Origin of the sequence: Mycobacterium sp. SMC-13 (assembly GCF_045311035.1) — a bacterium.
In the GTDB taxonomy this organism is placed as follows: Bacteria; Actinomycetota; Actinomycetes; order Mycobacteriales; family Mycobacteriaceae; genus Mycobacterium.
In genome coordinates, this window is record NZ_JBJIAI010000018.1 from 20,427 (window position 1) to 43,862 (window position 23,436).

General features: G+C 67.7%; 23 protein-coding genes and 1 tRNA gene. 9 read left to right on the top strand and 15 right to left on the bottom strand.

The genetic code is table 11. The annotated features are described in order from the left end of the window. Position 1 precedes the first annotated feature (1 nt). Entirely contained in the window at positions 2-859 is an 858-nt protein-coding gene (gene rsmI / locus ACJH6I_RS22765) for a 16S rRNA (cytidine(1402)-2'-O)-methyltransferase (protein ID WP_406784524.1), read from the top strand. A 227-nt stretch (positions 860-1,086) separates the two neighbouring features. On the opposite strand, the gene ACJH6I_RS22770 is transcribed toward rsmI, so the two are convergent. From ACJH6I_RS22770 to metG, 5 genes are all read right to left on the bottom strand, one after another. Further along, positions 1,087-2,340, bottom strand: coding sequence for an aminodeoxychorismate synthase component I (locus tag ACJH6I_RS22770; RefSeq protein ID WP_346416155.1), 1,254 nt, complete (start codon positions 2,338-2,340; stop codon positions 1,087-1,089). A 13-nt stretch (positions 2,341-2,353) separates the two neighbouring features. Further along, positions 2,354-3,271 carry an RNA polymerase sigma-70 factor gene (locus ACJH6I_RS22775; RefSeq protein WP_318986735.1) on the bottom strand — a complete coding sequence of 306 codons (918 nt, stop codon included), beginning with the start codon at positions 3,269-3,271 and terminating at the stop codon, positions 2,354-2,356. Beyond that, positions 3,268-4,437 (bottom strand): FAD-dependent oxidoreductase, encoded by a 1,170-nt coding sequence (locus ACJH6I_RS22780; protein ID WP_318986734.1) that lies wholly within the window; start codon positions 4,435-4,437, stop codon positions 3,268-3,270. The genes ACJH6I_RS22775 and ACJH6I_RS22780 overlap by 4 nt, the downstream gene beginning before the upstream one ends. A 137-nt stretch (positions 4,438-4,574) precedes the next feature. Then, complete coding sequence (gene gdhA, locus ACJH6I_RS22785) at positions 4,575-5,930, bottom strand: NADP-specific glutamate dehydrogenase (RefSeq protein ID WP_346416156.1); 1,356 nt, start codon at positions 5,928-5,930, stop codon at positions 4,575-4,577. 9 nt (positions 5,931-5,939) lie between these two features. Next, positions 5,940-7,493 carry a methionine--tRNA ligase gene (gene metG / locus ACJH6I_RS22790; protein ID WP_346416157.1) on the bottom strand — a complete coding sequence of 518 codons (1,554 nt, stop codon included), beginning with the start codon at positions 7,491-7,493 and terminating at the stop codon, positions 5,940-5,942. Between the two features lie 25 nt (positions 7,494-7,518). Here metG and ACJH6I_RS22795 point away from each other — a divergent pair, with 25 nt between their 5' ends. The 7 genes from ACJH6I_RS22795 (at position 7,519) to ACJH6I_RS22825 (ending at position 14,560) form a co-directional block, all read left to right on the top strand. Beyond that, positions 7,519-8,352, top strand: a complete 834-nt coding sequence (locus tag ACJH6I_RS22795) for a TatD family hydrolase (RefSeq protein WP_406784525.1) — start codon at positions 7,519-7,521, stop codon at positions 8,350-8,352. Positions 8,353-8,480: 128 nt separating this feature from the next. After that, the gene (locus tag ACJH6I_RS22800; RefSeq protein ID WP_406784526.1) at positions 8,481-9,608 is read left to right on the top strand and encodes a transglycosylase family protein; all 1,128 of its coding nucleotides are present in this window, start codon (positions 8,481-8,483) and stop codon (positions 9,606-9,608) included. Beyond that, on the top strand, positions 9,605-10,525 hold the full coding sequence (gene rsmA / locus ACJH6I_RS22805; protein WP_346416159.1) for a 16S rRNA (adenine(1518)-N(6)/adenine(1519)-N(6))-dimethyltransferase RsmA: 921 nt from the start codon (positions 9,605-9,607) through the stop codon (positions 10,523-10,525). The genes ACJH6I_RS22800 and rsmA overlap by 4 nt, the downstream gene beginning before the upstream one ends. Positions 10,526-10,590: 65 nt before the next feature. Further along, positions 10,591-11,559, top strand: coding sequence for a 4-(cytidine 5'-diphospho)-2-C-methyl-D-erythritol kinase (locus tag ACJH6I_RS22810; RefSeq protein ID WP_346416160.1), 969 nt, complete (start codon positions 10,591-10,593; stop codon positions 11,557-11,559). A 281-nt stretch (positions 11,560-11,840) separates the two neighbouring features. Further along, positions 11,841-13,478 carry a fatty acyl-AMP ligase gene (locus ACJH6I_RS22815; RefSeq protein WP_346416161.1) on the top strand — a complete coding sequence of 546 codons (1,638 nt, stop codon included), beginning with the start codon at positions 11,841-11,843 and terminating at the stop codon, positions 13,476-13,478. Between the two features lie 146 nt (positions 13,479-13,624). Next, positions 13,625-14,047: a hypothetical protein gene (locus ACJH6I_RS22820; RefSeq protein WP_406784527.1), complete on the top strand. Its 423-nt coding sequence runs from the start codon at positions 13,625-13,627 to the stop codon at positions 14,045-14,047. Positions 14,048-14,296: 249 nt separating this feature from the next. Further along, positions 14,297-14,560 (top strand): hypothetical protein, encoded by a 264-nt coding sequence (locus ACJH6I_RS22825; RefSeq protein WP_138248077.1) that lies wholly within the window; start codon positions 14,297-14,299, stop codon positions 14,558-14,560. A 77-nt stretch (positions 14,561-14,637) separates the two neighbouring features. On the opposite strand, the gene pth is transcribed toward ACJH6I_RS22825, so the two are convergent. The 8 genes from pth to ACJH6I_RS22865 form a co-directional block, all read right to left on the bottom strand. Further along, on the bottom strand, positions 14,638-15,213 hold the full coding sequence (gene pth, locus ACJH6I_RS22830) for an aminoacyl-tRNA hydrolase (RefSeq protein ID WP_406784528.1): 576 nt from the start codon (positions 15,211-15,213) through the stop codon (positions 14,638-14,640). 6 nt (positions 15,214-15,219) lie between these two features. Further along, positions 15,220-15,888: a 50S ribosomal protein L25/general stress protein Ctc gene (locus ACJH6I_RS22835; RefSeq protein WP_318986728.1), complete on the bottom strand. Its 669-nt coding sequence runs from the start codon at positions 15,886-15,888 to the stop codon at positions 15,220-15,222. Positions 15,889-16,039: 151 nt separating this feature from the next. Next, positions 16,040-16,909: an oxidoreductase gene (locus tag ACJH6I_RS22840; protein ID WP_406784529.1), complete on the bottom strand. Its 870-nt coding sequence runs from the start codon at positions 16,907-16,909 to the stop codon at positions 16,040-16,042. A 24-nt stretch (positions 16,910-16,933) separates the two neighbouring features. Next, positions 16,934-17,587 carry an LpqN/LpqT family lipoprotein gene (locus ACJH6I_RS22845; RefSeq protein ID WP_406775974.1) on the bottom strand — a complete coding sequence of 218 codons (654 nt, stop codon included), beginning with the start codon at positions 17,585-17,587 and terminating at the stop codon, positions 16,934-16,936. A gap of 2 nt (positions 17,588-17,589) precedes the next feature. Then, positions 17,590-17,928, bottom strand: coding sequence for an arsenate reductase (glutaredoxin) (gene arsC, locus ACJH6I_RS22850; protein ID WP_064859483.1), 339 nt, complete (start codon positions 17,926-17,928; stop codon positions 17,590-17,592). After that, positions 17,928-18,908, bottom strand: coding sequence for a ribose-phosphate diphosphokinase (locus ACJH6I_RS22855; RefSeq protein ID WP_060999253.1), 981 nt, complete (start codon positions 18,906-18,908; stop codon positions 17,928-17,930). Before ACJH6I_RS22855 ends, arsC begins: the two co-directional genes overlap by 1 nt. A 103-nt stretch (positions 18,909-19,011) precedes the next feature. Next, positions 19,012-20,454, bottom strand: a complete 1,443-nt coding sequence (gene glmU, locus ACJH6I_RS22860; RefSeq protein WP_406784530.1) for a bifunctional UDP-N-acetylglucosamine diphosphorylase/glucosamine-1-phosphate N-acetyltransferase GlmU — start codon at positions 20,452-20,454, stop codon at positions 19,012-19,014. Between the two features lie 38 nt (positions 20,455-20,492). Next, positions 20,493-20,564 (bottom strand) — tRNA-Gln (locus ACJH6I_RS22865). 85 nt (positions 20,565-20,649) lie between these two features. On the opposite strand from ACJH6I_RS22865, the gene ACJH6I_RS22870 reads away from it, so the two are divergent. Next, positions 20,650-21,243, top strand: coding sequence for a TetR/AcrR family transcriptional regulator (locus tag ACJH6I_RS22870; RefSeq protein WP_064983424.1), 594 nt, complete (start codon positions 20,650-20,652; stop codon positions 21,241-21,243). On the opposite strand, the gene ACJH6I_RS22875 is transcribed toward ACJH6I_RS22870, so the two are convergent. Continuing rightward, positions 21,244-21,822, bottom strand: a complete 579-nt coding sequence (locus ACJH6I_RS22875) for an LppA family lipoprotein (protein WP_318986722.1) — start codon at positions 21,820-21,822, stop codon at positions 21,244-21,246. Then, positions 21,822-23,381 carry an alpha/beta hydrolase gene (locus tag ACJH6I_RS22880; RefSeq protein WP_318986721.1) on the bottom strand — a complete coding sequence of 520 codons (1,560 nt, stop codon included), beginning with the start codon at positions 23,379-23,381 and terminating at the stop codon, positions 21,822-21,824. Before ACJH6I_RS22880 ends, ACJH6I_RS22875 begins: the two co-directional genes overlap by 1 nt. Positions 23,382-23,436 lie beyond the last annotated feature (55 nt).

Here is a 23,436-nt window from a genome sequence, read left to right on the forward strand (position 1 = left end):
TGTGACATCAGCACTTGGTCCGCTCGCTGACGCTGGTCGGCTGCTGCTCGCGGCCACGCCATTGGGCCAGCCCGGCGACGCTTCGGCCCGCCTCATCGAGGCGCTCGGCACCGCGGACGTGATCGCCGCCGAGGACACCCGACGGGTGCGTGCCCTGGCCGCGTCGCTGGATGTCCGGCCCGTCGGGCGCGTCGTCAGTTTCTTCGACCAGAACGAGGCCGCCCGGGTCGCGGGGCTTGTCGAGTCGATCGCCGCGGGCGAGACGGTGCTCGTGGTCAGCGACGCGGGTATGCCGCTGATCAGCGATCCGGGGTACCGCCTGGTGGCGGCGTGCGCCGAGGCCGGGCTGCCGGTGTCCTGTCTGCCGGGCCCGTCGGCGGTGACGACGGCGCTGGCGGTGTCCGGGCTGGCATCGGACCGGTTCTGCTTCGAAGGTTTCGCGCCGCGCAAGGGCCGGGCGGCGTGGCTGGCCGGGTTCGCGACCGAGCGACGGACGTCTGTCTTCTTCGAGTCACCGCGCCGCCTGGCCGAGACCTTGGCCGAGGCGGTGACCGCTCTGGGGCCGGACCGGCGGGCGGTCGTGTGCCGTGAGCTGACCAAAACGCACGAGGAGATTCGGCGGGGCACCCTCGCGGAATTGGCCGAGTGGGCCGCCGACGGCGTGCTCGGCGAGATCACCGTGGTGCTGGCGGGGGCGACGCCGGTGGCGGACATCGACGCGCTGGTCGCGCTGGTTCAGGACCTGGTCGACGACGGCGCGCGCGTCAAAGACGCCTGCGCGCAGGTGATCGCGGACAACCCGGGCGCGCCTTCCCGCCGCGAGCTCTACGACGCGGTCCTGAAGGCCCGTGAGACATAAAAGTGTTGAAAAAGGCTCCGCTGACGTTTTCTGTGGGTCGACTGTCCGGCCGGTGCGGGCCTGGGATGCGCCACGCGGGCGATCGCCTGCGATGCTTCGCAGGCGATCACGAAATTCGCCGCCAATCTCCGCGTGAACCGACCCGACTCGCTTAGGTCGCACTAAGGCCTCGGATCCCAGTCACCAGGTGACTGGGATCCGAGGCCTAAGAGAGTCGGGTAGCTAGATCAGTGTCGATCGACCCAATTTTGTGCAGGGTACCGCCCGCTTGCAGCGGACTGCTCGCGAGACAGGGAGAGGCTGACGGTGGCGGCGGCCTTGTGGAGGCACTCTTCCCATTCGCGGTCCGGGTCGGAGTCGGCGGTGATGCCGCCGCCCACCCCCAGGATCGCTCTGCCGTCGGGGTCGAATTCCACGGTGCGGATCGCGACGTTGAGTTCGGTGCCGGCCAGGGGTGACGCCAAACCGACCGTCCCGCAATAGATTCCGCGGTCGTACGGCTCCCATTCGGCGAGGAGTTCGCGGGCGCGGCATTTCGGGGTGCCGGTCACCGAGGCGGGCGGGAACGCGGCATCGAGCACGGCTGCCATCGGGGTGTCGACCGGAACCCGCGCGGCCACCGTCGACACGAGATGCCAGACGCCCGGCGCGGGCTCGACTGCCAGTAGCTGCGGCACCCGGACCGACCCGGTCGTCGCGACGCGGCTCAGATCATTGCGGACGAGGTCGACGATCATGATGTTCTCGGCGACGTCCTTGACCGACGACGCCAGCTCCGACGGCGGACGATCAAGGGGGAGCGTGCCTTTGATGGGGCTGGAGGTGACGACCTCGCCGCGGCGGCTCAGGAACAGTTCAGGCGACAGCGACGCGACCGCGCCCCACTCGCCTGCGACGAACGCGGCCCGGGCGGGCGCGGTCCGCGTCACCGCGTCGACGAAGAAGTCGATGGGCGCGCCGGACAGCCGCCCGGTGAAGCGGGTACAGACGCAGGCCTGGTACACCTCGCCCGCGGCGATCGCGTCGAGGCAGGACAGCACGCCGGCGCGGTGGCCGGCGCGGTCCGGCGCCCGCCAGTCGATGGCGTACGGCTCGGGTGCCGCCGGCTCCAGGGCGGCCAGCCAGTCGGGAAGCGCTGCCCCGGAGAGGCTTTCGTACCACCAGTGCCCGGCGGCGTCCTGCCGCAGCACCGAGTCCGACCAGCCGCCGGCAGCCTCCGGAATCCGGTGACCACCGTCCGGGTACGACAGGTAGCCGAACCAGCCGCCACCGATCGCCTCACCGGAACCCGTTGGCGCGTCGAAGACTTCGGTGGCGGTCACCGGTTCGATGGCGACGCTCGGTGCGATGACGGCCGTCGCGCCGAACCAGTCACCCAGCAGCGCGGCCGGCGGGGGCAGGCCGCGGCGGGCGGCGGCGTCGGCGACAGCCTTCAACACCCCCGGGGCGTCGCCCAGGTCGGCCAACCGCTCGACTCGCACGCCCCACAGCTTGTCAGACGGTCCGCCGGATCTCCCGCTCGACCAGCACCCCACCGAGCTTGTCGGGGTTGCGCACGGCGTAGAAGTGGCTGATCTTGCCGTCCTCGATCTCGATCAGGATGACGCCCTCGAGTTTCTCGCCGAGGTACAGCACCAGTGCCGGGGCGCTGTTGTACGTCGCGAGGTCGGCACGGGCCTCGGGGTAATCACCGATGCCGCGCATGAGGCCGAGCAGCAGTCTGCCGACCTTGTCCGGGCCGTACACCGGTCGCCGGGCCGCGCTGACCTTGCCGTCGCTGTCCGCGGTCCACGTGACGTTCGGGGCCAGCAGCGTCATCAGGCCGTCCAGATCGCCGGTCGCCGCTGCCGTCAGGAACTGCGTGGTGACCTCGGCGGACTTGGCGGTGTCGGGCGTGTACCGCTTACGCCGGGCCTGGACATGCTCGCGGGCCCGGTGTGCGACCTGGCGCACCGCCGCGGTGGATTTGCCTACGGCCCCGGCGATTTCGTCATAGTCGAACCCGAACACCTCACGCAGCACGAACACGGCCCGTTCGTCGGGGCCCAGCGTCTCCAGGACCACGAGCATCGCCATCGAAACCGACTCGGCGAGAACGACATCCGAGGAGGCGTCGCGCTCGTCGAGTAGCAGCGGCTCGGGCAGCCACGGGCCGACGTACTCCTCGCGGCGGCGAGCGCCGGCCCGCAGGGCATTCAACGCCTGCCGGGTGACCAACTGCGCCAGGTACGACTTGGTGTCCCGCACGGTGTCGAGGTCGACCTCGGCCCACCGCAGGTAGCTGTCCTGCAGCACGTCGTCGGATTCCGTTGCCGAGCCCAGGATTTCGTAGGCGATGGTGAAGAGGAGCGGCCGCAGGTGGGTGAACCGCTCGGCGTGTTCACCCCCTGCGACACTGGCTGAGCCGGTCATGCGCTGACAGTCTCCGCCAGCTGTTCGGCCCGCTTGCCGCCCGTCATTACGAACACCGCGCTCGGCTTATTGGCGACCCGTCGGATCCCCCACAGCGTGCCCTTGCAGATCGCTTCCTTCAGCTTCGCGCCGACTCGACCGCCGATGTAGTAGTTGGTCGAGGAGTCGTCTTTCCGGGCGATCTGGATGGTCGCCAGGTGCCGGCCGAGGCTGACGCACGATCCGACGAACACGGGGTCGAGGGGCTTGGGCTCGGTTCCGGCGATCCGGCTCAGCACGGTCCCCACGGCCGTCACGGTGAGCGGACTCGTCGCCTGGCAGCTCATCCGCAGCGGCTGACCCGACGGTGCAGCGGCGTCGCCGGTGGCGACGATGCGCGGATCGTCGATGCTGGTCATGGTTTCATCGGTCAGCAACCGGCCCAGGTCATCGGTCCGCAGTCCGCTGGCGGCCGCCAGTTGGGGGGTGCCGAAGCCGGCGGTCCACACCGTGACGGCGCTACTGATGAAGCGCCCGTCGGCGAGGGTCACCCGGTGGGCGCTGACGGCGCTGACGTCGCCCTCGATCACAGTCACGCCCAGCTTGGCCAGGGCCTTGGCCACCGAGCGGCGGGCCGGGGCACTCATCGCCGGCGCGAGCTTGTTGCCGACCAACACGACGTTGCGGCCGGCCTCGGCGAATTCGGACGCCGCCTCGATGCCGGTCAGCCCGGCACCGATGACCACCAGTGGCGCGGACAGCGGCACGTCCTGCAGTCGCGCTGCCAGCCGCTCCGCCTGCTCGAATTCGGCCAGGGGGTAAGCGAATTCGGCGGCGCCGGGCACCGACGCCGGGACGGCGCCAGTGCTGCCGACGGCGTAGATCAGGTAGTCGTAGTCCAGGGTGTCGCCAGACGCCAGCTCGACGGTGCGGGCCGCGGCGTCGATGCGGGTGGCGGTGTCGATCACCACGCGGACGTCGTCGGCGAGGAGGGTGTCGTAGCCGACGGTGGCGTCGTAGTTCCCGGCCGCGTGCTGGTGCAGGCGGATGCGTTCGACGAACTTGGGCCGCGGGTTCACCAGGGTGACGGCCACGTCGTCGCGCATCCGGACGTGATTGGCCGCCAGTGCGCCGGCGTATCCGCCGCCGATGACGACAACGCGGTGGAGCTTCTGGTTTCCGGTCATCACTGCATCTCCTTCGGGGTTGGTTATGCCCTCAAGACACCGGCGGCGCCGAAAGTGTGACAAACGTACCCGCAGATGTGGCCCAGATCACTCGACTCCAGTGCGGACCCTGCGACCAGCGGGGGTCAATGCGCAGGTCAGACCACTCCGAGGGCCGACATCGCGTCGGCGACCCGGATGAACCCGGCGATGTTGGCCCCGGCCATGTAGTTGCCCGGCTGGCCGTATTCGTCGGCGGTGCTCAGGCAGCGGTCGTGGATGCGGCCCATGATCTCGGCCAGCCGCTGCTCGGTCTCCTCGAACGTCCACGAGTCGCGCGACGCGTTCTGCTGCATCTCCAGCGCGCTGGTGGCCACGCCGCCGGCGTTGGCGGCCTTGCCGGGCGCGAAGGCGACCTTGGCCTCGGCGAACAACTTCACTGCTTCCGGGGTGCACGGCATGTTGGCGCCCTCGGCGACGACCTGGCAGCCGGACGCGATCAGTGCCTTCGCGTCGTCACCGTCCAGCTCGTTCTGCGTCGCGCACGGTAGCGCGATGTCGCACGGTAACTGCCAGACCGAATCGTTATCGACGAACTGCGCACCGCCGCCGCGCATTTCGGCGTACTCGGCAATCCGGCCGCGACGCACTTCCTTGAGCTCCTTGAGGAGCTCGAGGTCGACGCCCTTCTCGTCCACGATGTATCCGCTCGAGTCCGAACAGCCGATGACGGTGCCGCCGAGTGCGTGCACCTTCTCGATGGCGTAGATCGCGACGTTCCCGGACCCGGACACCACGACCTGCTTGCCGTCGAAGGACTGCCCGGTGCTGCGCAGGATTTCATCGACGAAGAACACGGTGCCGTAGCCGGTGGCCTCGGTGCGGACCTGCGAGCCACCCCACGTCAGGCCCTTGCCCGTCAGGACACCGGACTCGTAGCGGTTGGTGATGCGCTTGTACTGGCCGAACAGGTAGCCGATCTCGCGGCCGCCGACGCCGATGTCGCCGGCGGGGACATCGGTGTACTCACCGATGTGCCGGTACAGCTCGGTCATGAACGACTGACAGAACCGCATCACCTCGTTCTTGGAGCGGCCTTTGGGGTCGAAGTCCGAACCGCCCTTGCCGCCGCCGATGGGCAGGCCGGTCAGCGAGTTCTTGAAAATCTGCTCGAACCCAAGGAATTTCACGATGCCCAGGTACACCGACGGATGGAACCGCAGGCCGCCCTTGAACGGACCCAGCGCGGAGTTGAACTCGACGCGGAAGCCACGGTTGATCTGCTCGGCTCCGGCGTCATCGATCCACGGCACGCGGAAGATGATCTGCCGCTCCGGCTCGAACAGCCGTCGGATGATGGCGGTGTCGGAGTACTCGGGGTGCTTGTCGACGACCGGGCCCAGGCTCGTCAGAACCTCGTAGACGGCTTGGTGGAATTCGATCTCGCCGGCGTTGCGGCGGGTGACTTCCTCGTAGACGTCGTGCAGCCGCTCGTGTAAGCCGTCCTGCGCCATATCTTTTCGTTACTCCTTGGTCTCCGCTTGATAGCGGGGAAATACGCCTTCGGGTGTCGGTAGCACCGTCCCCGGTGCCAGCCGGGTGCCCAGGGCACGGAAATCCCGTGCCGAGGCGTCCTGCCCAAGAAGGTCGAGCAGCTTCCCCCCGGACTCCGGCATCACCGGCTGCACCAGCAGCGCGGCGATCCGGACCGCCTCCAGCGTCGTGTATAGCACTGTGCCGAAGCGGGTCTGGTCCGACTCAGCGGGAGACTTGCGCAGCACCCACGGTTCTTCGGCCGAGAAGTAACGGTTGGCGGCACCGAGCATCTGCCAGATGGCCTCCAGGGCCAGATGCATCGCCGGCACGTCGTAGTGCGCCCGCACCTGCTCGAGCAGCGCGTCGGCCTGCTTGAGCAACTCGAGGTCGGCGGCGGTGAATTCGCCTGGCTCCGGCACGATTCCGCCGAGGTTCTTGTTCACCATCGACAGCGAGCGCTGTGCCAGGTTGCCCAGTTCGTTGGCCAGGTCGGCGTTGATGCGGCCGATGATGGCTTCCTCGCTGTAGCTGCCGTCCTGGCCGAAGGACACCTCGCGCAGGAAGAAGTAGCGCACCTGGTCCAGGCCGAAGGCGTCGATCAGCGCGATGGGATCCACCACGTTGCCCACCGACTTGCTCATCTTCTCGCCCTTGACATTGATGAAGCCGTGCGCGAAAACCCGCTCCGGAAGGGCGATTCCGGCCGACATCAGGAACGCCGGCCAGTAGACGCTGTGGAACCGGATGATGTCCTTGCCGATCATGTGGAGATTGGCCGGCCAGTACTTGCCGAAGTCCTCGGCGGCGGTGTCCGGAAAGCCCACGCCCGTAAGGTAATTCGTCAACGCGTCGACCCACACGTACATGACGTGCTCGGGGTGGTCGGGTACCGGGACGCCCCAGTCGAACGTGGTGCGCGAGATCGACAGGTCCTTGAGCCCGCCCGAGACGAAGCTGACGATCTCGTTGCGCCGCACATCGGGTCCGATGAATTCGGGATGCGCCTCGTAGTGCGCCAGCAGCCGGTCGGTGTAGGCCGACAGCTTGAAGAAGTAGGTCTGCTCCTCGGTCCACGTGACGGGCGTGCCGGTCTCGATGGCGAACCGGCTGCCGTCGCGCACCTCGGTCTCGTCCTCGGCGAAGAAGCGCTCGTCGCGGATCGAGTACCAGCCGGCGTACGTGCCGAGGTAGATGTCCCCGGTCTCGTTCATCCGGCGCCAGATTTCCTTGGACGCCTCGTAGTGGTCGGCGTCGGACGTCCGGATGAACCGGTCGAAGGAGATGTTGAGCTTCTCCTGCAGCGCCTGGAACACGTCGGAGTTGCGCGTGGCCAGCTCCGCGGCGGTGATGCCTTCGGCCGCCGCGGCCTCGGCCATCTTCTGGCCGTGCACGTCGGTACCGGTCAGGTAGCGGACGTCGAAGCCGTCGAGCCGCTTGAACCGGGCGATCGCGTCGGTGGCGATGTACTCATACGCGTGCCCGATGTGCGGTGCGCCGTTCGGGTACGCGATGGCGGTGGTGATGTAGAAAGGCTCACTCATTTGGGTCTCACTTTAGGGTGTCGCTGTGAGCGCCAAACGAGAGAAGCCGCCCGCCCCGGAACCACTGCCCGGACTGATCGACGCCCACACCCACCTGGACGCCTGTGGTGCGACCGACGCGGCGAGCATCAAAGAAATCCTGGACCGTGCCGAAGCCGTCGGCGTCGAGAAGGTCGTCACCATCGCCGACGATCTCGAGGCGGCCGAGTGGGCCGTCGGCGCCGCGCATGCCGATCCGCGTGTGTACGCCGCCGTCGCGCTGCATCCGACCCGTGCCAACGCCCTCGATGACCAGGCCAGACGCACCCTGGAAAGCCTGGCCGCCGACCCGCGTGTGGTCGCGGTGGGGGAGACCGGCATCGACATGTACTGGCCCGGCAAGCTCGACGGTTGCGCCGACGAGGCGACGCAGCGCGAGGCCTTCGCCTGGCACATCGACCTGGCCAAACGGGTCGGCAAGCCGCTGATGATCCACAACCGGGACGGCGACGCCGAGGTCCTCGACGTGCTCAGGTCAGAGGGCGCGCCGGAGACGGTGATCTTCCACTGCTTCTCGTCGGACGCCGCGATGGCCCGCACCTGCGCTGATCACGGCTGGCTCATGAGTCTGTCCGGCACCGTCAGCTTCCGGAACGCACATGCGCTGCGGGAGGCGGCCGCGATCATCCCGGCGGAGCTGTTGCTCGTCGAGACCGACGCGCCGTTCCTGACGCCGCACCCGTTCCGCGGCGCGCCCAACGAGTCGTACTGCCTGCCGTACACGGTCCGCGCACTGGCCGAGATCCGGAATTCTTCAGCGGCCGAAATTGCCGCGGTGACCTCGGAAAACGCTTCGAAAAGCTATGGACTGTATCATTAGTCCAAGTTGCCGCCTCCCGGGGACGTTCGTTACCGTTCTGTGATCAACCCGGTCGAGGTGGCTTTCATGTGGTCACCGCGGCCGCTGCTCGGGGCCACCCCGGGCTCGATAGACACGGGATTGACGCCTTGAACGTTCTGAACAAATTGCATGATGCGCGCTCGCCGATGCTGCGTGGCGTGACCGGGGCCTTCCTCGCCACGCTGACCGTCGCCGGCGGGTTCGCCGTCGCGAACCACAAGACCGTCACCCTCACCATCGACGGCGCACCGATGACGGTGCAGACCATGAAGACCCGCATCGGCGACGTCCTGACCGAGAACGGCTTCACCGTCGGCGAGCGCGACGACCTGTTCCCCGCGGCCGACCAGGACGTGCACGACGCCGAGAACATCGTGCTGCGCCGCAGCCGCCCGCTCGAGATTTCGCTGGACGGCCAGGGCACGCGTCAGGTGTGGACCACCGCCGCCACCGTGCAGGACGCCCTCAAGCAGCTGTCCATTACCGACACCGCGCCCGTCGCGGCCGACCGCGCCACCCGCGTGCCGCTGGCCGGCATGTCGCTGCCCGTGGTCAGCGCCCGCAACGTGACCATCGTCGACGGCGGTGTGCCGCGCCAGGTGCACCTGGCCGCGGCCAACGTGGCTGGGCTGCTGGCCGAGGCCGGCGTGCCGCTGGAGCAGCGCGACACCGTCGTCCCCGCGGCATCCACGCCGGTGACCGAGGGCATGCAGATCGATGTGACCCGGATCCGGCTGCAGCAGGTGACCATGGAATCGCCGCTGCCCCCGACCATGAACACGGTGCCCGACCCGGCGCTCAACATGAGCCGCAAGGTGGTCGACGATCCGGGCCAGCCCGGCACGCAGAACGTGACGTTCGCCGTTGCCACGGTCAACGGTGTCGAGACCGGGCGGCTGCCGGTCTCCAATCAGGTGCTGACCCCGGCGCGGGACGGCGTCCTGCGCGTCGGCGCCAAGCCCGGCACCGAGGTGCCGCCGGTGACGCAAGGGGCTGCCTGGGATGCACTGGCGCGGTGCGAGTCCACCGGCAACTGGGCCATCAATACGGGCAACGGTTTTTACGGCGGAGTCCAATTTGATCAGAACACCTGGGAGCGGCAGGGCGGTCTGCGTTATGCTGCGAGAGCTGATCTTGCGACACGTGAAGAGCAGATCGCGATTGCTGAAGTGACGCGAGCCCGCCAAGGTTGGGGTGCCTGGCCAGTGTGTAGCGGGAGAATTGGGGCACGATGACGATCCGGCTACTCGGTCGAACCGAAATCCGGCATCTGGCAAAAGAGCTTGATTTCCGGCCGCGTAAGGCCTTCGGACAGAACTTCGTGCATGACGCCAACACGGTGCGCCGCATCGTGTCGGCATCCGGGGTGAACCGGCAGTCCCACGTCTTGGAGGTCGGCCCGGGTCTGGGCTCGCTGACGCTGGCGCTGCTGGACCGCGGCGCGAAGGTGACGGCCGTCGAGATCGACCCGGTGCTGGCCCGCCAGCTGCCGACCACGGTCGCCGAGCACTCCCACAGCGAGATCGGCCGGTTGACGGTGATCAACCGCGACGTGCTCGACCTCATGCCGTCCGACCTGGACGAGCAGCCGACGGCGCTGGTCGCCAACCTGCCGTACAACGTCGCGGTGCCCGCAATCCTGCACCTGCTCTCGGAATTCCCGACCATCCGCACCGTCATGGTGATGGTCCAGGCCGAGGTCGCCGAGCGGCTCGCCGCCGACCCCGGCACCAAGGACTACGGGGTGCCCAGCGCCAAGGTGCGGTTCTTCGGCAACGTCCGGCGCTACGGCATGGTGTCGCCGACGGTGTTCTGGCCCATCCCGCGGGTCTACTCGGGCCTGGTCCGGATCGACCGGCACGAGACGTCGCCGTGGCCGACCGACGACAACTTCCGCTCGCAGGTTTTCGACCTGATCGACATCGCGTTCGCGCAGCGGCGCAAGACGTCGCGCAACGCGTTCGCCGAGTGGGCGGGTTCGGGCAATGCCTCGGCCGAGCGCCTGCTGGCCGCCAGCATCGATCCGGCACGTCGTGGCGAGACCCTGGCGATCGCCGACTTCGTGCGGCTGCTGCAGCGTTCGGGCGAGCTGGACCGCGAGCAGCGCGCCACGGCCCCGGAGCCTGAGCAGCAGGTCGACGCCACCCACTGAGGCCGGCGGGCAGCCTTTTCCACACTTGGTGTTGTGGCTCTCGCCGCGGGCGTTAATGTCGTGGCGTGTCTACGTCGGATGGAAACACTGCTTCTGAGTGGGTACCCACAGGCTCGGTGACCGTCCGCGTGCCGGGCAAGGTGAACCTGTACCTCGGTGTCGGTGACTGTCGCGATGACGGCTATCACGAGCTCACCACGGTGTTCCACGCCGTCTCCCTGTTCGACGAGGTGACCGTTCGCAACGCGGACCTGTTGTCACTGGAGATGTTCGGCGACGGCGCCGAGGGCCTGCCGACCGACCACCGCAATCTCGCCTGGCAGGCTGCCGAACTCATGGCCGAGCACGTCGGCCGCGCGCCCGACGTCGCGATCTCGATCGACAAGTCCATCCCGGTGGCCGGCGGCATGGCCGGCGGCAGCGCCGACGCGGCCGCCGTGCTGGTCGCCATGAACAACCTCTGGGAGCTGGGTGTGCCCCGCAGGGACCTGCATGCGCTGGCCGCCCGGCTCGGCAGCGACGTCCCGTTCGCGCTGCACGGTGGCACCGCGCTGGGCACCGGCCGCGGCGAGCAGTTGGCCACGGTGCTGGCGCGGAGCACGTTCCACTGGGTGCTGGCGTTTGCCGAGGGTGGGCTGTCCACGCCGAAGGTTTTCGCCGAGCTGGACAACCTGCGGGCCGACGGGCGCAAGGGCGGCCCGCCGGCGCTGGACGATCCCGAGCCGTTGCTGACCGCGCTGGCCTCGGGCGATCCGAGGGAGCTGGCGCCGCTGCTGGGCAACGATCTGCAGGCTGCGGCCGTCAGCCTGGACACCGGGCTGCGGCGCACACTGCGCGCGGGCGTCGAAGCCGGTGCCCTGGCGGGCATCGTCTCCGGTTCCGGCCCCACCTGCGCGTTCCTGTGCGCCTCCGCGGAGGACGCCGTCGAGGTCGGCACCCAGCTTTCCGGTGCCGGGGTATGCCGCACGGTGCGTGTCGCCAGCGGCCCGGTGCACGGCGCCAGAGTGGTGCCGGCGCCCAGCAAGCAGGCCTGAGCCGGTGTGACTCAGCACTCAATTCGGCCAACAGTTTGTTAGCTACTTAAGAGTCTCTTAAGATGATCGATGGTGTATGCCAGCGGCCAGGCGTGGAACGCAATGGTTTTTCTCACCGGCGGTGTCGGTGGGCGGATGCGCAGCGCCGGAGTCATGGCAGCGGAGCCATCGATTCGAGATATAACCGCGGCCGAATTGTGCGTGCGCGCCTCTACAAGTGCGCCTGGCACCGGACGGACTATGGAACGACGGGCAGTGGCGCCTGACGTCAGGAGGTTGTCGTGAGCCGATTTACCGACAAGATGTACAACAACGCGCGTACATCGCAGCGGGGCATGGTCACCGGTGAGCCGCACGAGCCGGTGCGCCACACCTGGGGTGAGGTCCACGAGCGGGCCCGCCGGATCGCAGGCGGCCTGGCGGCCGCCGGCATCGGTCACGGCGACAAGATCGGCGTGCTGGCCGGTTTCCCGGTGGAGATCGCCCCGACTGTGCAGGGCATCTGGATGCGCGGCGGCAGCCTCACCATGCTGCACCAGCCGACGCCCCGTACCGATCTGGCCGTCTGGGCTGAAGACACCATGAACGTCATCAGCATGATCGAGGCCAAGGCCGTCATCGTCTCCGAGCCGTTCCTGGTCGCCATCCCGGTGCTCGAGGAGAAGGGCCTGCAGGTCCTCAAGGTCGGCGATCTGCTCGCCGCCGAGCCCATCGACCCCGTCGAGACCGGTGAAGACGACCTCGCGCTGATGCAGCTGACCTCGGGTTCGACCGGTTCGCCGAAGGCCGTGCAGATCACGCACCGCAACATCTACTCCAACGCCGAGGCCATGTTCATCGGCGCCGAGTACGACGTCGACAAGGACGTCATGGTCAGCTGGTTGCCGTGCTTCCACGACATGGGCATGGTCGGCTTCCTGACCATCCCGATGTACTTCGGCGCCGAGCTGGTCAAGGTCACGCCCATGGACTTCCTGCGCGACACCCTGCTGTGGGCCAAGCTCATCGACAAGTACAAGGGCACCATGACGGCGGCCCCGAACTTCGCCTACGCCCTGTTCGCCAAGCGGCTGCGCCGCCAGGCCAAGCCGGGCGAATATGACCTCTCCACGCTCCGGTTCGCGCTGTCCGGCGCCGAGCCCGTCGACCCCGCCGACGTCGAGGACCTCATCGACGCCGGCAAGCCGTTCGGCCTGAAGGCCTCGGCCATCCTGCCGGCCTACGGCATGGCCGAGACCTGCCTTGCCGTGTCGTTCTCGCCGTGTAACGCCGGCCTGGTCGTCGACGAGGTCGACGCCGACCTGCTGGCCGCCCTGCGGCGCGCCGTGCCGGCCTCCAAGGGCAACACGCGTCGCCTGGCATCGCTGGGCCCGCTGCTGCGCGACCTCGAGGCCCGCGTCGTCGACGAGGACGGCAACGTCCTGCCCGAGCGCGGTGTCGGCGTCATCCAGCTGCGCGGCGAATCGGTGACCCCCGGCTACATCACCATGGCCGGCTTCCTGCCGACACAGGACGAGAACGGTTGGTACGACACCGGTGACCTCGGGTACATCACCGAGGAGCAGAACATCGTGGTGTGTGGCCGCGTGAAGGACGTCATCATCATGGCGGGCCGCAACATCTACCCGACGGACATCGAACGCGCGGCGGGCCGGGTGGAAGGTGTGCGCCCGGGCTGCGCCGTCGCGGTGCGCCTGGATGCCGGTCATTCGCGGGAGACCTTCGCCGTCGCGGTCGAGTCCAACGCCTGGCAGGACCCGGCAGAGGTGCGCCGGATCGAGCATCAGGTGGCGCACGAGGTCGTGACCGAGGTCGACGTGCGGCCGCGCAACGTGGTTGTGCTGGGCCCCGGCACCATCCCGAAGACCCCGTCCGGCAAGCTCCGTCGCGCCAACTCGGTGGAACTCGTCACCGGCTAGGTTTGTGAAGTCGTGAAAGCCCCTGATCTCCAAGGAGATCGGGGGTTTTCACGTTTTCCACACGGATGGGCTTGCCCGCTACGCTGAGCGAAAGCTGTGAACCCCGGGTAATCTCGCCAATTACCGACGAGAGGACCGGCGTATTCATGAGGCGTGTCGTTGCGGCCCTGGCCGCAGTGCTCGGCGCGGGCGCCATCGCCGCGGTACCCGGTTGCGCCGACGGCTCGGCGGGCGTGCTCGGGAAGCCGAACAACATTGCCGCAGCGGTCGGTTCCGGCGTCCGGGGCGGCGTCATCGTCGGCTTCACCGCGACCGGGCCTGACGTCCGTGCGGCCTCCGTGGCAGTGATCGCGGCGTGTAACCGGGCCGGCGCCGACCAGTGCACGAGCGACGAGGTCACCAACGATCGGTTGTGCATCGTCAACGTGCACGCCCCCGAGAGCGGCGTCGTGGCCGGCGGCGCCGGGCCGACGATCGAGGACGCACGCCGCGACGCGTTCAACCGGGCGGCGGCCAACAACACTCCTCTTGCTGCGGACTCACCCACACTGGTGTCGTCGTGCCCGTGAACTGAGGCACGCACGCAGCGGTCGTGACGAATTCCGTTGCATGCGAAAGTTCCTCGGCCATCCGGTGACGTTGCTCACCGCCTTTTTCAAGATCGCCAGGTCACCGCATTTCGGCTGCTCACGGACATGTGAGTTTGCCATGAGTTCATGGCACGGTCACATGGCCGAAACATATAGTCGAACTAACATGCGGGGGCCAGAAGGCAGGCTGAGAGACAGACGGCCTTCCCCCGAAAGTGAGAAGGTGACATGACTCATCAAGGCAAGCGCACGATGGCAGCTCTGCTGGTGGGCCTGGCCTCGGTCAGCGGCATCATGGCGCCCGTCGCAGGTGCCCGCCCGACCTGTCAGGACTCCGGCGCAACCTCCACCTGTGAGACCAACGGCAGCGTCGCGATCAAGGCGACCCCGGGCGTCCGTACCCAGGACACCACCCAGAGCTCGCGCGTGGGCGCGCAGGGCCGCCGCAACTGCTACACCGATGCCGTTGACCGGCAACACATCTGCGGATAGTTCTTTCGCGACCACTACGCGAAAACCCCCAAATTCGGTGGAATTTGGGGGTTTTCGTGGTTTTACGGCCGAAATGGCTACCAGGCGTGGACGGTGTTCTGCGCCGCCTCGACGCCGTGCTGCAGCAGCAGTTCCGTTGCGTCGGCGGCTTGTTCGAGAATGGTGCCCAGTTCGGGCCGTTCCCTCGAATTGAAGTTCTCCAGCACGAACGCCGCCGGGTCCTGACGCCCCGGTGGGCGGCCGACGCCGATACGGACGCGCTGAAAATCCTTGGTACCCAAGGCCGAAGCCACGGACCTCAGGCCATTGTGGCCGCCCTCGCCGCCACCGAATTTGAGCCGGATGCGGCCGAAATCGATGTCCAACTCGTCGTGGAGCACCACGACATCAGCGGGCGCGACCGAATAGAACTTCGCCAAAGGCCCGACGTGCCTACCGGATTCGTTCATGTAGGTGCGCGGCTTGGCGAGCACCACGGACCGGCCTCCCAGCCGGCCCGTGGTGACCTCAGCTCCGGATTTCTTGTGCACCTTGAATCCTGAGCCGATGCGCTCGGCCAGTATGTCGGCAACCAGAAATCCAACGTTGTGCCGCGTTGTTTCGTAGCGCGGCCCAGGATTGCCCAGGCCGACCACCAGCAGTGGCTCGGCCAAAGCGGACTACTCCGACTCGGCAGCGGCCTCTTCGGCCGCCTCGCCCTCGGCAGCGGCCTCTTCGCCCGAAGCGGCCTCTTCCTCGCCGGCGCCCTCGGCGTCCAGGTCCTCGGCGGTCGGCGCGGTGACGACGTTGACGACCAGGGTCTCGGCGTCGGTCACCAGGGTGACGCCCTTGGGCAGCTCGACCTGGCCGGCCAGGATCTGGGTGCCGGCCTCGACGCCCTCGACCGAAATGGTCAGCGACTCGGGGATCGACAGGGCCTCGGCCTCGATCTGGATGGTGTTGGCGTCCTGGGTGACCAGGGTGCCGGGGGCGGCGTCGCCCTCGACGAGGACGTTCACGTCGACGGTGACCTTCTCGCCACGCTTCACGACGATCAGGTCGGCGTGCTCGATGTTGCGCTTGATCGGGTGAACGACGACCTGCTTGGTCAGCGCGAGCTGCTCCTTGCCGGCGATGTCCAGGGTCAGCACCGCGTTGGTGCCCGAGTTACGCAGCACGGCGGCGAAGTCGTGGGCGTTGATCTCGAGGTGCTGGGGGTCGGTGCCGTGGCCGTACAGGACCACGGGCACGCGGCCTTCGCGACGGGCCAGACGCGAGGCGCCCTTGCCGGTCCGGGTGCGGACCGCAGCGGTCAGATTGTTCGAGGTGGGGGCCGCGTTCTTGGCCATGTGAATCGCTCCTGATGCCGTATCTACTGGGTGGCACGGCCAGGGCTGGGATATCTGCGCACATACGTGCTGTGAATTCCCGTCGATAACGGTGGCCCGAAATCGGACCGACCCTCGCCGTGATCGTGAGCCAGACTAGCGGAAACGCCCCTTACAGCGGAAATTCAGTGGCAGTGAGCTGGGCAGACAGGTCCCACAGCGCCGTCGCGGTGCGCGCCGAGCGGGCGGCCGGCTTGATCAGCTGAGTGGGGCCGGTCGGCCCGCGGAAGCCGAATTTCGGGCCGACGAACGTGTTGCCCGGCAGGTCCTGCGACGCCGCGAACAGCGTCTGGCGCGCACCGAACGACGCGTCGGTGGCGATCTTGTTGGCGGCGAGCCAGAACTTGTCGCCGAACTCATTGCCGGTGTGGCCCTGCAGGTTGGTGGCCGAGTAGCCCGGGTGCGCGGCCAGCGCCCGGACGGGCGAGCCCGCGACCGACAGCCGGCGCTGCAGGTCTTTGGTGAACAGCAGGTTCGCCAGCTTCGACTGCCCATACGCCAGCCAGGCCGAGTACGGCCGGGACTTCCAGTTCAGGTCTTTGAGGCTGATGTAGCCCAGCAGGTGCAGCTCGGACGACACCGTGACGACGCGGTCGGTGATCTTGGGCAGCAGCAGGTTGGTCAGGGCGAAATGACCCAGGTGGTTGGTGCCGATCTGGCTCTCGAAGCCGTCCTCGGTCACCGAGAAGGGCACCGCCATGATGCCGGCGTTGTTGATCAGGACGTCGACCTTGTCGACCCCGGCGGCGAACTCACGCACCGAGGCCAGGCTCTGCAGATCGAGCGGACGGACCTCGACGTCGCCGGTCATGCCCGCGGCCGCGGCGTCGCCTTTGGCGGTGTTGCGGCAGGCCAGGATGACCTTGGCGCCCACGCCGGCCAGCTCACGGGCGGTGACCTCGCCGAGGCCACTGTTGGCCCCGGTGACGATGACGGTGCGGCCGGCGAAGGAAGGAAGGTCCGCGGCGGTCCATTCGCTCATGACGGCGAGCTTAGTGCGGCGCCGCTACTTCGGTCCGACGGAGAAGCCCTTGATGATCGTCTCGATGTCGCCGGCCTGCTCCTTGGCCTGTTCGGCGTACGTCGTGACGGTCAGCTGGATCAGGTAGTGGATGCCCGGGCGCGGCGGCGACGGCTGGGCGATCACGATCCGGTTGTACGACTGCATCCGGCGGTTGTGCAGGTCGTAGCTGCCCTCGATCATGGCCGACGGATAACCCTGGAAGTCCTCGCTCGAGCTGTAGAGCTTCTTGAAGTTCTCGGACAGCAGCGCGTCGGCGTCGGAGTGCTTGAGAGCGTCCTTGACGTCGAAGTCGCCGGACAGCTGGAACACCATCAGCATCGCCAGGGGATAGGTGTCGTTCTTGGCGATCGTCACGGTGCCGGGCGAGTAGTTGAGGTTCTTGTAGCCCGTCCAGCCCGGTGGCCGCGGCAGCGACACCTTGAGGTCGGTGAGCTGGTCCGGGACGACCTGCTTGCTCTGCACGCCGAGCTTGTTCAGGTAGTCGGGGAACGGGATCAGGCTGGCCTTGTCCACCGGAGTCGTGCTGGTGGTCGGCGTCGTCGACCAGATCGACTTGTAGTCAGGCGTTTTCGCGTCGCATGCGGCGAGGGTGAGAGCGGTCGCAATGGACAGCACCGCCCCACCGATCCGCTGCAGGATCACAGAATCTCGCGGACCGCGTCGATCGGGCGGGCCAGCCGAGTGCCCTTGTCGGTGACGACGAACGGTCGCTCGATCAGGATCGGGTGTTCGGCCATGGCGTCGAGCAGCTGCTCGTCGGTGGCCTCGGCCAGATTGAGTTCGGTGTAGAGGGCCTCGCGCTTACGCACCGCGGTCCGGACGTCGATACCCGCAGCCTTGATCATCGCCGCGAGCTCGGCCCGGGTCGGCGGCGTCTTCAGGTACTGCACGACCTCGGGCTCGATGCCGTTCTCCCGCAACAGATCCAGCGTCTTGCGGGAGGTCGAGCATTTCGGGTTGTGGTAAATCCGCGACATTACGCAGAACCGTCGAAAAGGCCGGTGACCGAGCCGTTTTCGAACACCGCGCGGATGGTCGCGGCCACCAGCGGCGCGATCGACAGCACGGTCAGTGCCGGGAACTGCTTGTCCGGCGTGATGGGCAGCGTGTTGGTGACGATGACCTCGCGGGCGCCGCAGTCGGCGAGGCGCTGGGCCGCGGGGTCGGACAGCACGCCGTGGGTGGCGGCGATGATGACGTCCTTGGCACCGTCTTCGCGCAGCAGTTTGACGGCGCCGGCGATGGTGCCACCGGTGTCGATCATGTCGTCGGTCAGGATGCAGGTCTTGCCCTTGACCTCACCGACGACGCGGTTGGCCTTGACCTGGTTGGGGACCAGCGGGTCGCGGGTCTTGTGGATGAAGGCCAGCGGCACGCCGCCCAGGGAGTCGGCCCACTTCTCGGCGACGCGCACGCGACCGGAGTCGGGGGAGACGACGACGAGGTCGGAGTCGCCGTACTTGTCACCGATGTAGCCGCAAAGCAGCGACTGCCCGCGCATGTGGTCGACGGGGCCGTCGAAGAAGCCCTGAATCTGGTCGGTGTGCAGGTCGACCGAGACGATGCGGTCGGCACCGGCGGTCTTGAGCAGATCGGCGACCAGGCGGGCCGAGATGGGCTCGCGGCCGCGGTGCTTCTTGTCCTGGCGCGCGTACGGGTAGAACGGCAGGATCGCGGTGATCCGCTTGGCCGACCCGCGCTTGAGCGCGTCGATCATGATGAGCTGTTCCATCAGCCAGTGGTTCAGCGGCGCGGGATGGCTCTGCAGTACGAAGGCGTCGCAGCCACGCACCGACTCGTCGAAACGGACGAAGATCTCGCCGTTCGCGAAGTCGCGGGAAGTCTGCGGGGTGACCTCGATGCCGAGCTCTTTGGCGACCTGTTCGGCCAGTTCGGGGTGCGCGCGCCCCGAGAAGAGCATCAGATTCTTGCGGTTGTCGGTCCAGTCCGTGGCCACTGTGTGCTGCTTTCGCGGTGGGGGCTCGATACGTCGTAATCGTACTTACCGGTAACCCTGTCCCGTTGCCGGGTTACCGGATTACCAACATCAGATGTCGGGATCAGGCCTCGCCGCGTGCTTTCCTCGCGGCTTCGGCGGCCTTCGACTCGGGTCGCTTCCGTTCGACCCAGCCCTCGATATTGCGCTGTTCGCCCTTCGAAACGGCCAGCGCACCAGGGGGTACGTCCTCGCGGACCACGGTGCCGGCGCCGGTGTAGGCGCCGTCGCCGACGGTCACCGGTGCGACGAACATCGTGTCCGAGCCCGTGCGCACGTGCGAACCGATGGTGGTGCGGTTCTTGTTCTCGCCGTCGTAGTTGACGAAGACGCTGGACGCGCCGATGTTGCTGTACTCGCCGATGTCGGCGTCCCCGACGTAGGTCAGGTGGGGCACCTTGGTGCCGGTGCCGATCTTAGAGTTCTTGACCTCGACGAACGCGCCCAGCTTGCCGTCGGCGCCCAGCTCGGTGCCGGGCCGCAGGTACGTGAACGGCCCGACGGTGGCGCCGGCGCCGATGACGGCCAGCTGCCCGTGGGTGCGGATCACCTCGGCGCCGTCACCGACCTCCATGTCGGTCAGCGTCGTGTCGGGGCCGATGACGCAGTTCGCGCCGACGTCGGTGGCGCCCAGCAGCTGGGTGCACTGCTTGACGACGGTGTCGCGGCCGATGCTCACGTCGACGTCGATCCAGGTGGTGGCCGGGTCGATGATCGTGACGCCCGCGCGCTGATGCCCGGCGATGATGCGGCGGTTCAGCTCGGCGGCCACCTCGGACAGTTGCACGCGGTCGTTGACACCGGAGACCTGTGCGCTGTCGTCGACGTGGTGGGCCCGGACGATCTGGCCGTCGCCGCGCACGATCGCGATGGCGTCGGTGAGGTAGAGCTCCTGTTGGGCGTTGTCCGAGCGCAGCCGGCTCAGTGCCGACCGCAGGGCTGCCGCGTCGAACGCGTACACCCCGGAGTTCACCTCACGGATGGCGCGCTGGGATTCGGTGGCGTCGGCCTGCTCGACGATGCCGATCACCTCGTGGTCCTGCGTGCGCAGGATGCGGCCGTAGCCCGTCGGGTTGGTGACGGTCGTGGTCAGCACCGTGGCGGCCGCGGTGGCGGCGGCGTGGGTGTCGACGAGGTCGGCAAGGGTGTCGGCGCCGAGCAACGGCACATCACCCGCGGTGACGACGACGGTGCCGGCGAAGTCCTCGGGCAGTGCGGACAGCCCGCAGCTGACGGCGTGCCCGGTGCCGAGCTGTTGGTCCTGGATGGCGACGGTGACGCTGCGCCCGAGGCCGCCCGCGATCTCGTGCACATGGGCGGTGACGCGCTCGCGCTCCTTACCGACCACCACGACCAGGTGCGCCGGGTTGACCTTGGCCACGGCATGTAGCGCGTGCGCCAGCATGCTGCGGCCGGCCAGCGTATGCAGGACCTTCGGGATGTCGGAGCGCATCCGGGTGCCCGACCCAGCTGCCAGAACGATGACAGCGGCTTCGCCTCGAGTCACGTACGCCTCTCTCTACGCCGCATCGCGCTTTGAACTTGCTCCGTCGCCAGGACTCGAACCTGAACTATCTGAACCAAAATCAGAGGTGCTGCCGATTACACCACGACGGATTACTCGCCAGAGACTCTAGTGCAAGCGGATACGCTGGCGACCATGGCAGCGGCGGAGAACGGAGCGCGCAGCCCTCGTGCGCGCATGACCGGCAGTGAACGCCGTCAGCAGCTCATCGAGATCGCGAAGTCGCTTTTCGCCGAGCGCGGTTACGACGGCACGTCCATCGAGGAGATCGCGCAGCGCGCCAACGTCTCCAAGCCCGTCGTCTACGAGCATTTCGGCGGTAAGGAAGGCCTCTACGCCGTCGTCGTCGACCGCGAGATGTCGGCACTGCTCGACGGCATCACGTCGTCATTGACCAACAACCGGTCCCGGGTACGTGTCGAGCGGGTGGCGCTGGCCCTGTTGACCTACGTCGAGGAGCACACCGACGGCTTCCGGATCCTGATCCGCGACTCGCCCGCCACCATCACGGCCGGCACCTACGCGACGCTGCTCAACGACGCCGTCAACCAGGTGTCGTCGATCCTGGCCGGTGACTTCTCCCGGCGGGGGCTCGATCCGGAACTGGCGCCGCTGTACGCGCAGGCGCTGGTCGGTTCGGTGTCGATGACGGCCCAGTGGTGGCTGGATGTGCGGCAGCCCAAGAAGGAAGTGGTCGCCGCGCACGTGGTCAACCTGTGCTGGAACGGGCTGACGCACCTCGAGTCCGACCCGGAGCTGCACGAGAACTGACTACTTCGGGGCGGCTTCGCGGGCCTTGCGCTTGTCCTCGGCGGTGAGGTAGCAGCCGGTGCCGACGTACATCGACGAGGCCTTGGCCGACCCGAACGTGAAGCGGCCGCCGTCGGCGTCGGTGATGACCAGTCCTTTGTGCTCGTCGTCCGTGACGTCTCCCGGGCCGCCGGTCACATTGGTGTAGCCGTATCTGGCCGCGATGTCGATGATGGCCTGCGTGGCCCGGTTCCAGAGCGCGGCGGGCACAGGCACTTTCGATGTGTAGTGCGGACTGAAGTAGATGTTGCCCTTGGTCGATCCGAAGTCGCCGCAGCCTGTGGAGCCGGGTTTGTCGTCGGGCAGCCACTGGCCCCCCGGCACGATGGCGGCGAGAGCGTCGGCGATCTCGGTCATCATGCGGTCGCGGTCGGCGAGGACGTCTTCCGCGTCGCGGCGGGCCAGTAGCGTGCCGAGCTCCTGAGGAGTGCCGTAGCCGTAATCGCCCTCGACGGGGCCACCCTGATAGCCGGACTCAAACATCGGACCGCACCCACTCAATGCGAACGCCAGCAGCACGGTGATCACCGAACGCCACATCAATCCTCCCGCTTCACGTAGTGGTCATCTTGTCCTAGACCTGCCACCACGACGGCCTGGTTGTAGAGCGCCGTGGTGCCGATGAACGAGTACTTGCTGTGGCCCGTCGATTCGGCGCGTTGCCCCAACGGCGTGGTCTCGGCGTTGGTTGACAGGTCGATGAGGCCGGGCAGGTTCGACGGGATCGTCACGCCGAAGCGGCCGAGGTCGGCCACGACGTCGTTCTTGGCATGTTCGACGAACACGTGGCCCTGCGACAGATGCAGGTCCGACGGGGTGGTGTCGTGCAGGAACTGCAGCGGGTTGGTCTCCAGGCCCGGTGAGCCCATGAACACGACGTCGTCGGCGGCCGTCCCGCGCTGCAGGGCCTCGCTGGCCAGCGTCGAACCGTACGAATGGCCGAGCACCGTCAGATGCGGGTCGGTGTCGCGCGAGCTGTCCAGGCCGTTGATGAACGACGCCAGCTTCGGCGCGTTGTCGTCGGCGTAGTGCGCGCTGGCAGCCTGCCCGACGTCCTCCGGCGGTTCGTAGCCCAGCCAGGCGACGGTGGCCACGGTCTCGTCGCCCTTGCCGGCATCTCTGAGGACGTTCTCGGTGTCGCGCTTGAGCCACTCGGACTGCTCGATGTAGGTCGGCAGGTCGTTGCCCGCGTTCTTCTTGTCGTACGTCACCGACCCGGTGCCCGGCACGTACACGCTGACGTGCTTGGCGGTATCGACATTGCCCAGCGCGACAGCCACTTTCGGGTGCTCGCCGTCGAAGTCCACCACCAGTAGCTGGCGGTCCGGCTTGGAGAGGGCGTCGTCGATCGCGGCGAGGGTGCCCTTCTCCTCTTCGGTCAGGTTGGGGTCATTGCGCAGTTTCGCCAACCGGTTGCGATTGGCCAGATCCCGCGCAGAGCCGGGCACACCGTCGAGATTGCCGATCCAGTCGGGCCGCTCGGCGATGATGCGGTCCCGCTCTTCCTTGCTCAGCCCGTCCCACCACTGATTGACCTCGGTGTCTGTGGCGCCGTCGGGCGGTTTGAGACTGTCGAGCTCGCGGTCCAGGGGCGCGGCCGGCGGCTCACCGACGATGTTGTTCCTGCCGGTACCAGCCGAATCGATGGCGGCGGCCGTGGCTTCGTCGACGGCGCTGAACTGCTGCAGCAGGCTCTTGAGAATCGAGGTGTACGCCGCGGCGAGTTCGGGGGTGAACGTCTGGCCCGCGCCGGTCGAGGTGGCGGTGCCGTCGTCGCTGACCGTGCCACCGAGCGCGAAGACCTGCTGCACCATCCCGGTGATCGTGCCGCGCAGTGTAGTCAGGCTGGTGCCGGCCGACTCCAGCGTCGACTGCATGGACGTGAGCCGGGACTTCAGCGCCTCGTGTTGCTGAACCAGGGCGTCGCCCTTGGCCTTCGCGGCGTCGGCGGCGGTACCTTCCCAGGCCTCGCCGAGCTGGTGCAGTGCACGCCGCTCGTCGAATATCAGCTCGTCGAGTTGCTTGACGTCACCGCGCAGTTGCGCGGCACCGTCTGCCAGACGTGCGGGGTCCGAAGCCTGCACCGCGGAAATGGTCACCGACACTCGGCAGTCGCCCCCGACCGTGATGCCATGCCGTCCCCCCGGACTGTGA

Coding starts and splice junctions, on each gene's coding strand:
- ACJH6I_RS22825 (WP_138248077.1), top strand. CDS start 14,297: ATGACTCATCAAGGCAAGCGCACGATGGCAGCTCTGCTGGTGGGCCTG.
- ACJH6I_RS22835 (WP_318986728.1), bottom strand. CDS start 15,888: ATGGCCAAGAACGCGGCCCCCACCTCGAACAATCTGACCGCTGCGGTC.
- rsmA (WP_346416159.1), top strand. CDS start 9,605: ATGACGATCCGGCTACTCGGTCGAACCGAAATCCGGCATCTGGCAAAA.
- metG (WP_346416157.1), bottom strand. CDS start 7,493: ATGAGTGAGCCTTTCTACATCACCACCGCCATCGCGTACCCGAACGGC.
- ACJH6I_RS22820 (WP_406784527.1), top strand. CDS start 13,625: ATGAGGCGTGTCGTTGCGGCCCTGGCCGCAGTGCTCGGCGCGGGCGCC.
- ACJH6I_RS22840 (WP_406784529.1), bottom strand. CDS start 16,909: ATGAGCGAATGGACCGCCGCGGACCTTCCTTCCTTCGCCGGCCGCACC.
- gdhA (WP_346416156.1), bottom strand. CDS start 5,930: ATGGCGCAGGACGGCTTACACGAGCGGCTGCACGACGTCTACGAGGAA.
- ACJH6I_RS22870 (WP_064983424.1), top strand. CDS start 20,650: ATGACCGGCAGTGAACGCCGTCAGCAGCTCATCGAGATCGCGAAGTCG.
- arsC (WP_064859483.1), bottom strand. CDS start 17,928: ATGTCGCGGATTTACCACAACCCGAAATGCTCGACCTCCCGCAAGACG.
- ACJH6I_RS22775 (WP_318986735.1), bottom strand. CDS start 3,271: ATGACCGGCTCAGCCAGTGTCGCAGGGGGTGAACACGCCGAGCGGTTC.
- ACJH6I_RS22780 (WP_318986734.1), bottom strand. CDS start 4,437: ATGACCGGAAACCAGAAGCTCCACCGCGTTGTCGTCATCGGCGGCGGA.
- ACJH6I_RS22875 (WP_318986722.1), bottom strand. CDS start 21,822: ATGTGGCGTTCGGTGATCACCGTGCTGCTGGCGTTCGCATTGAGTGGG.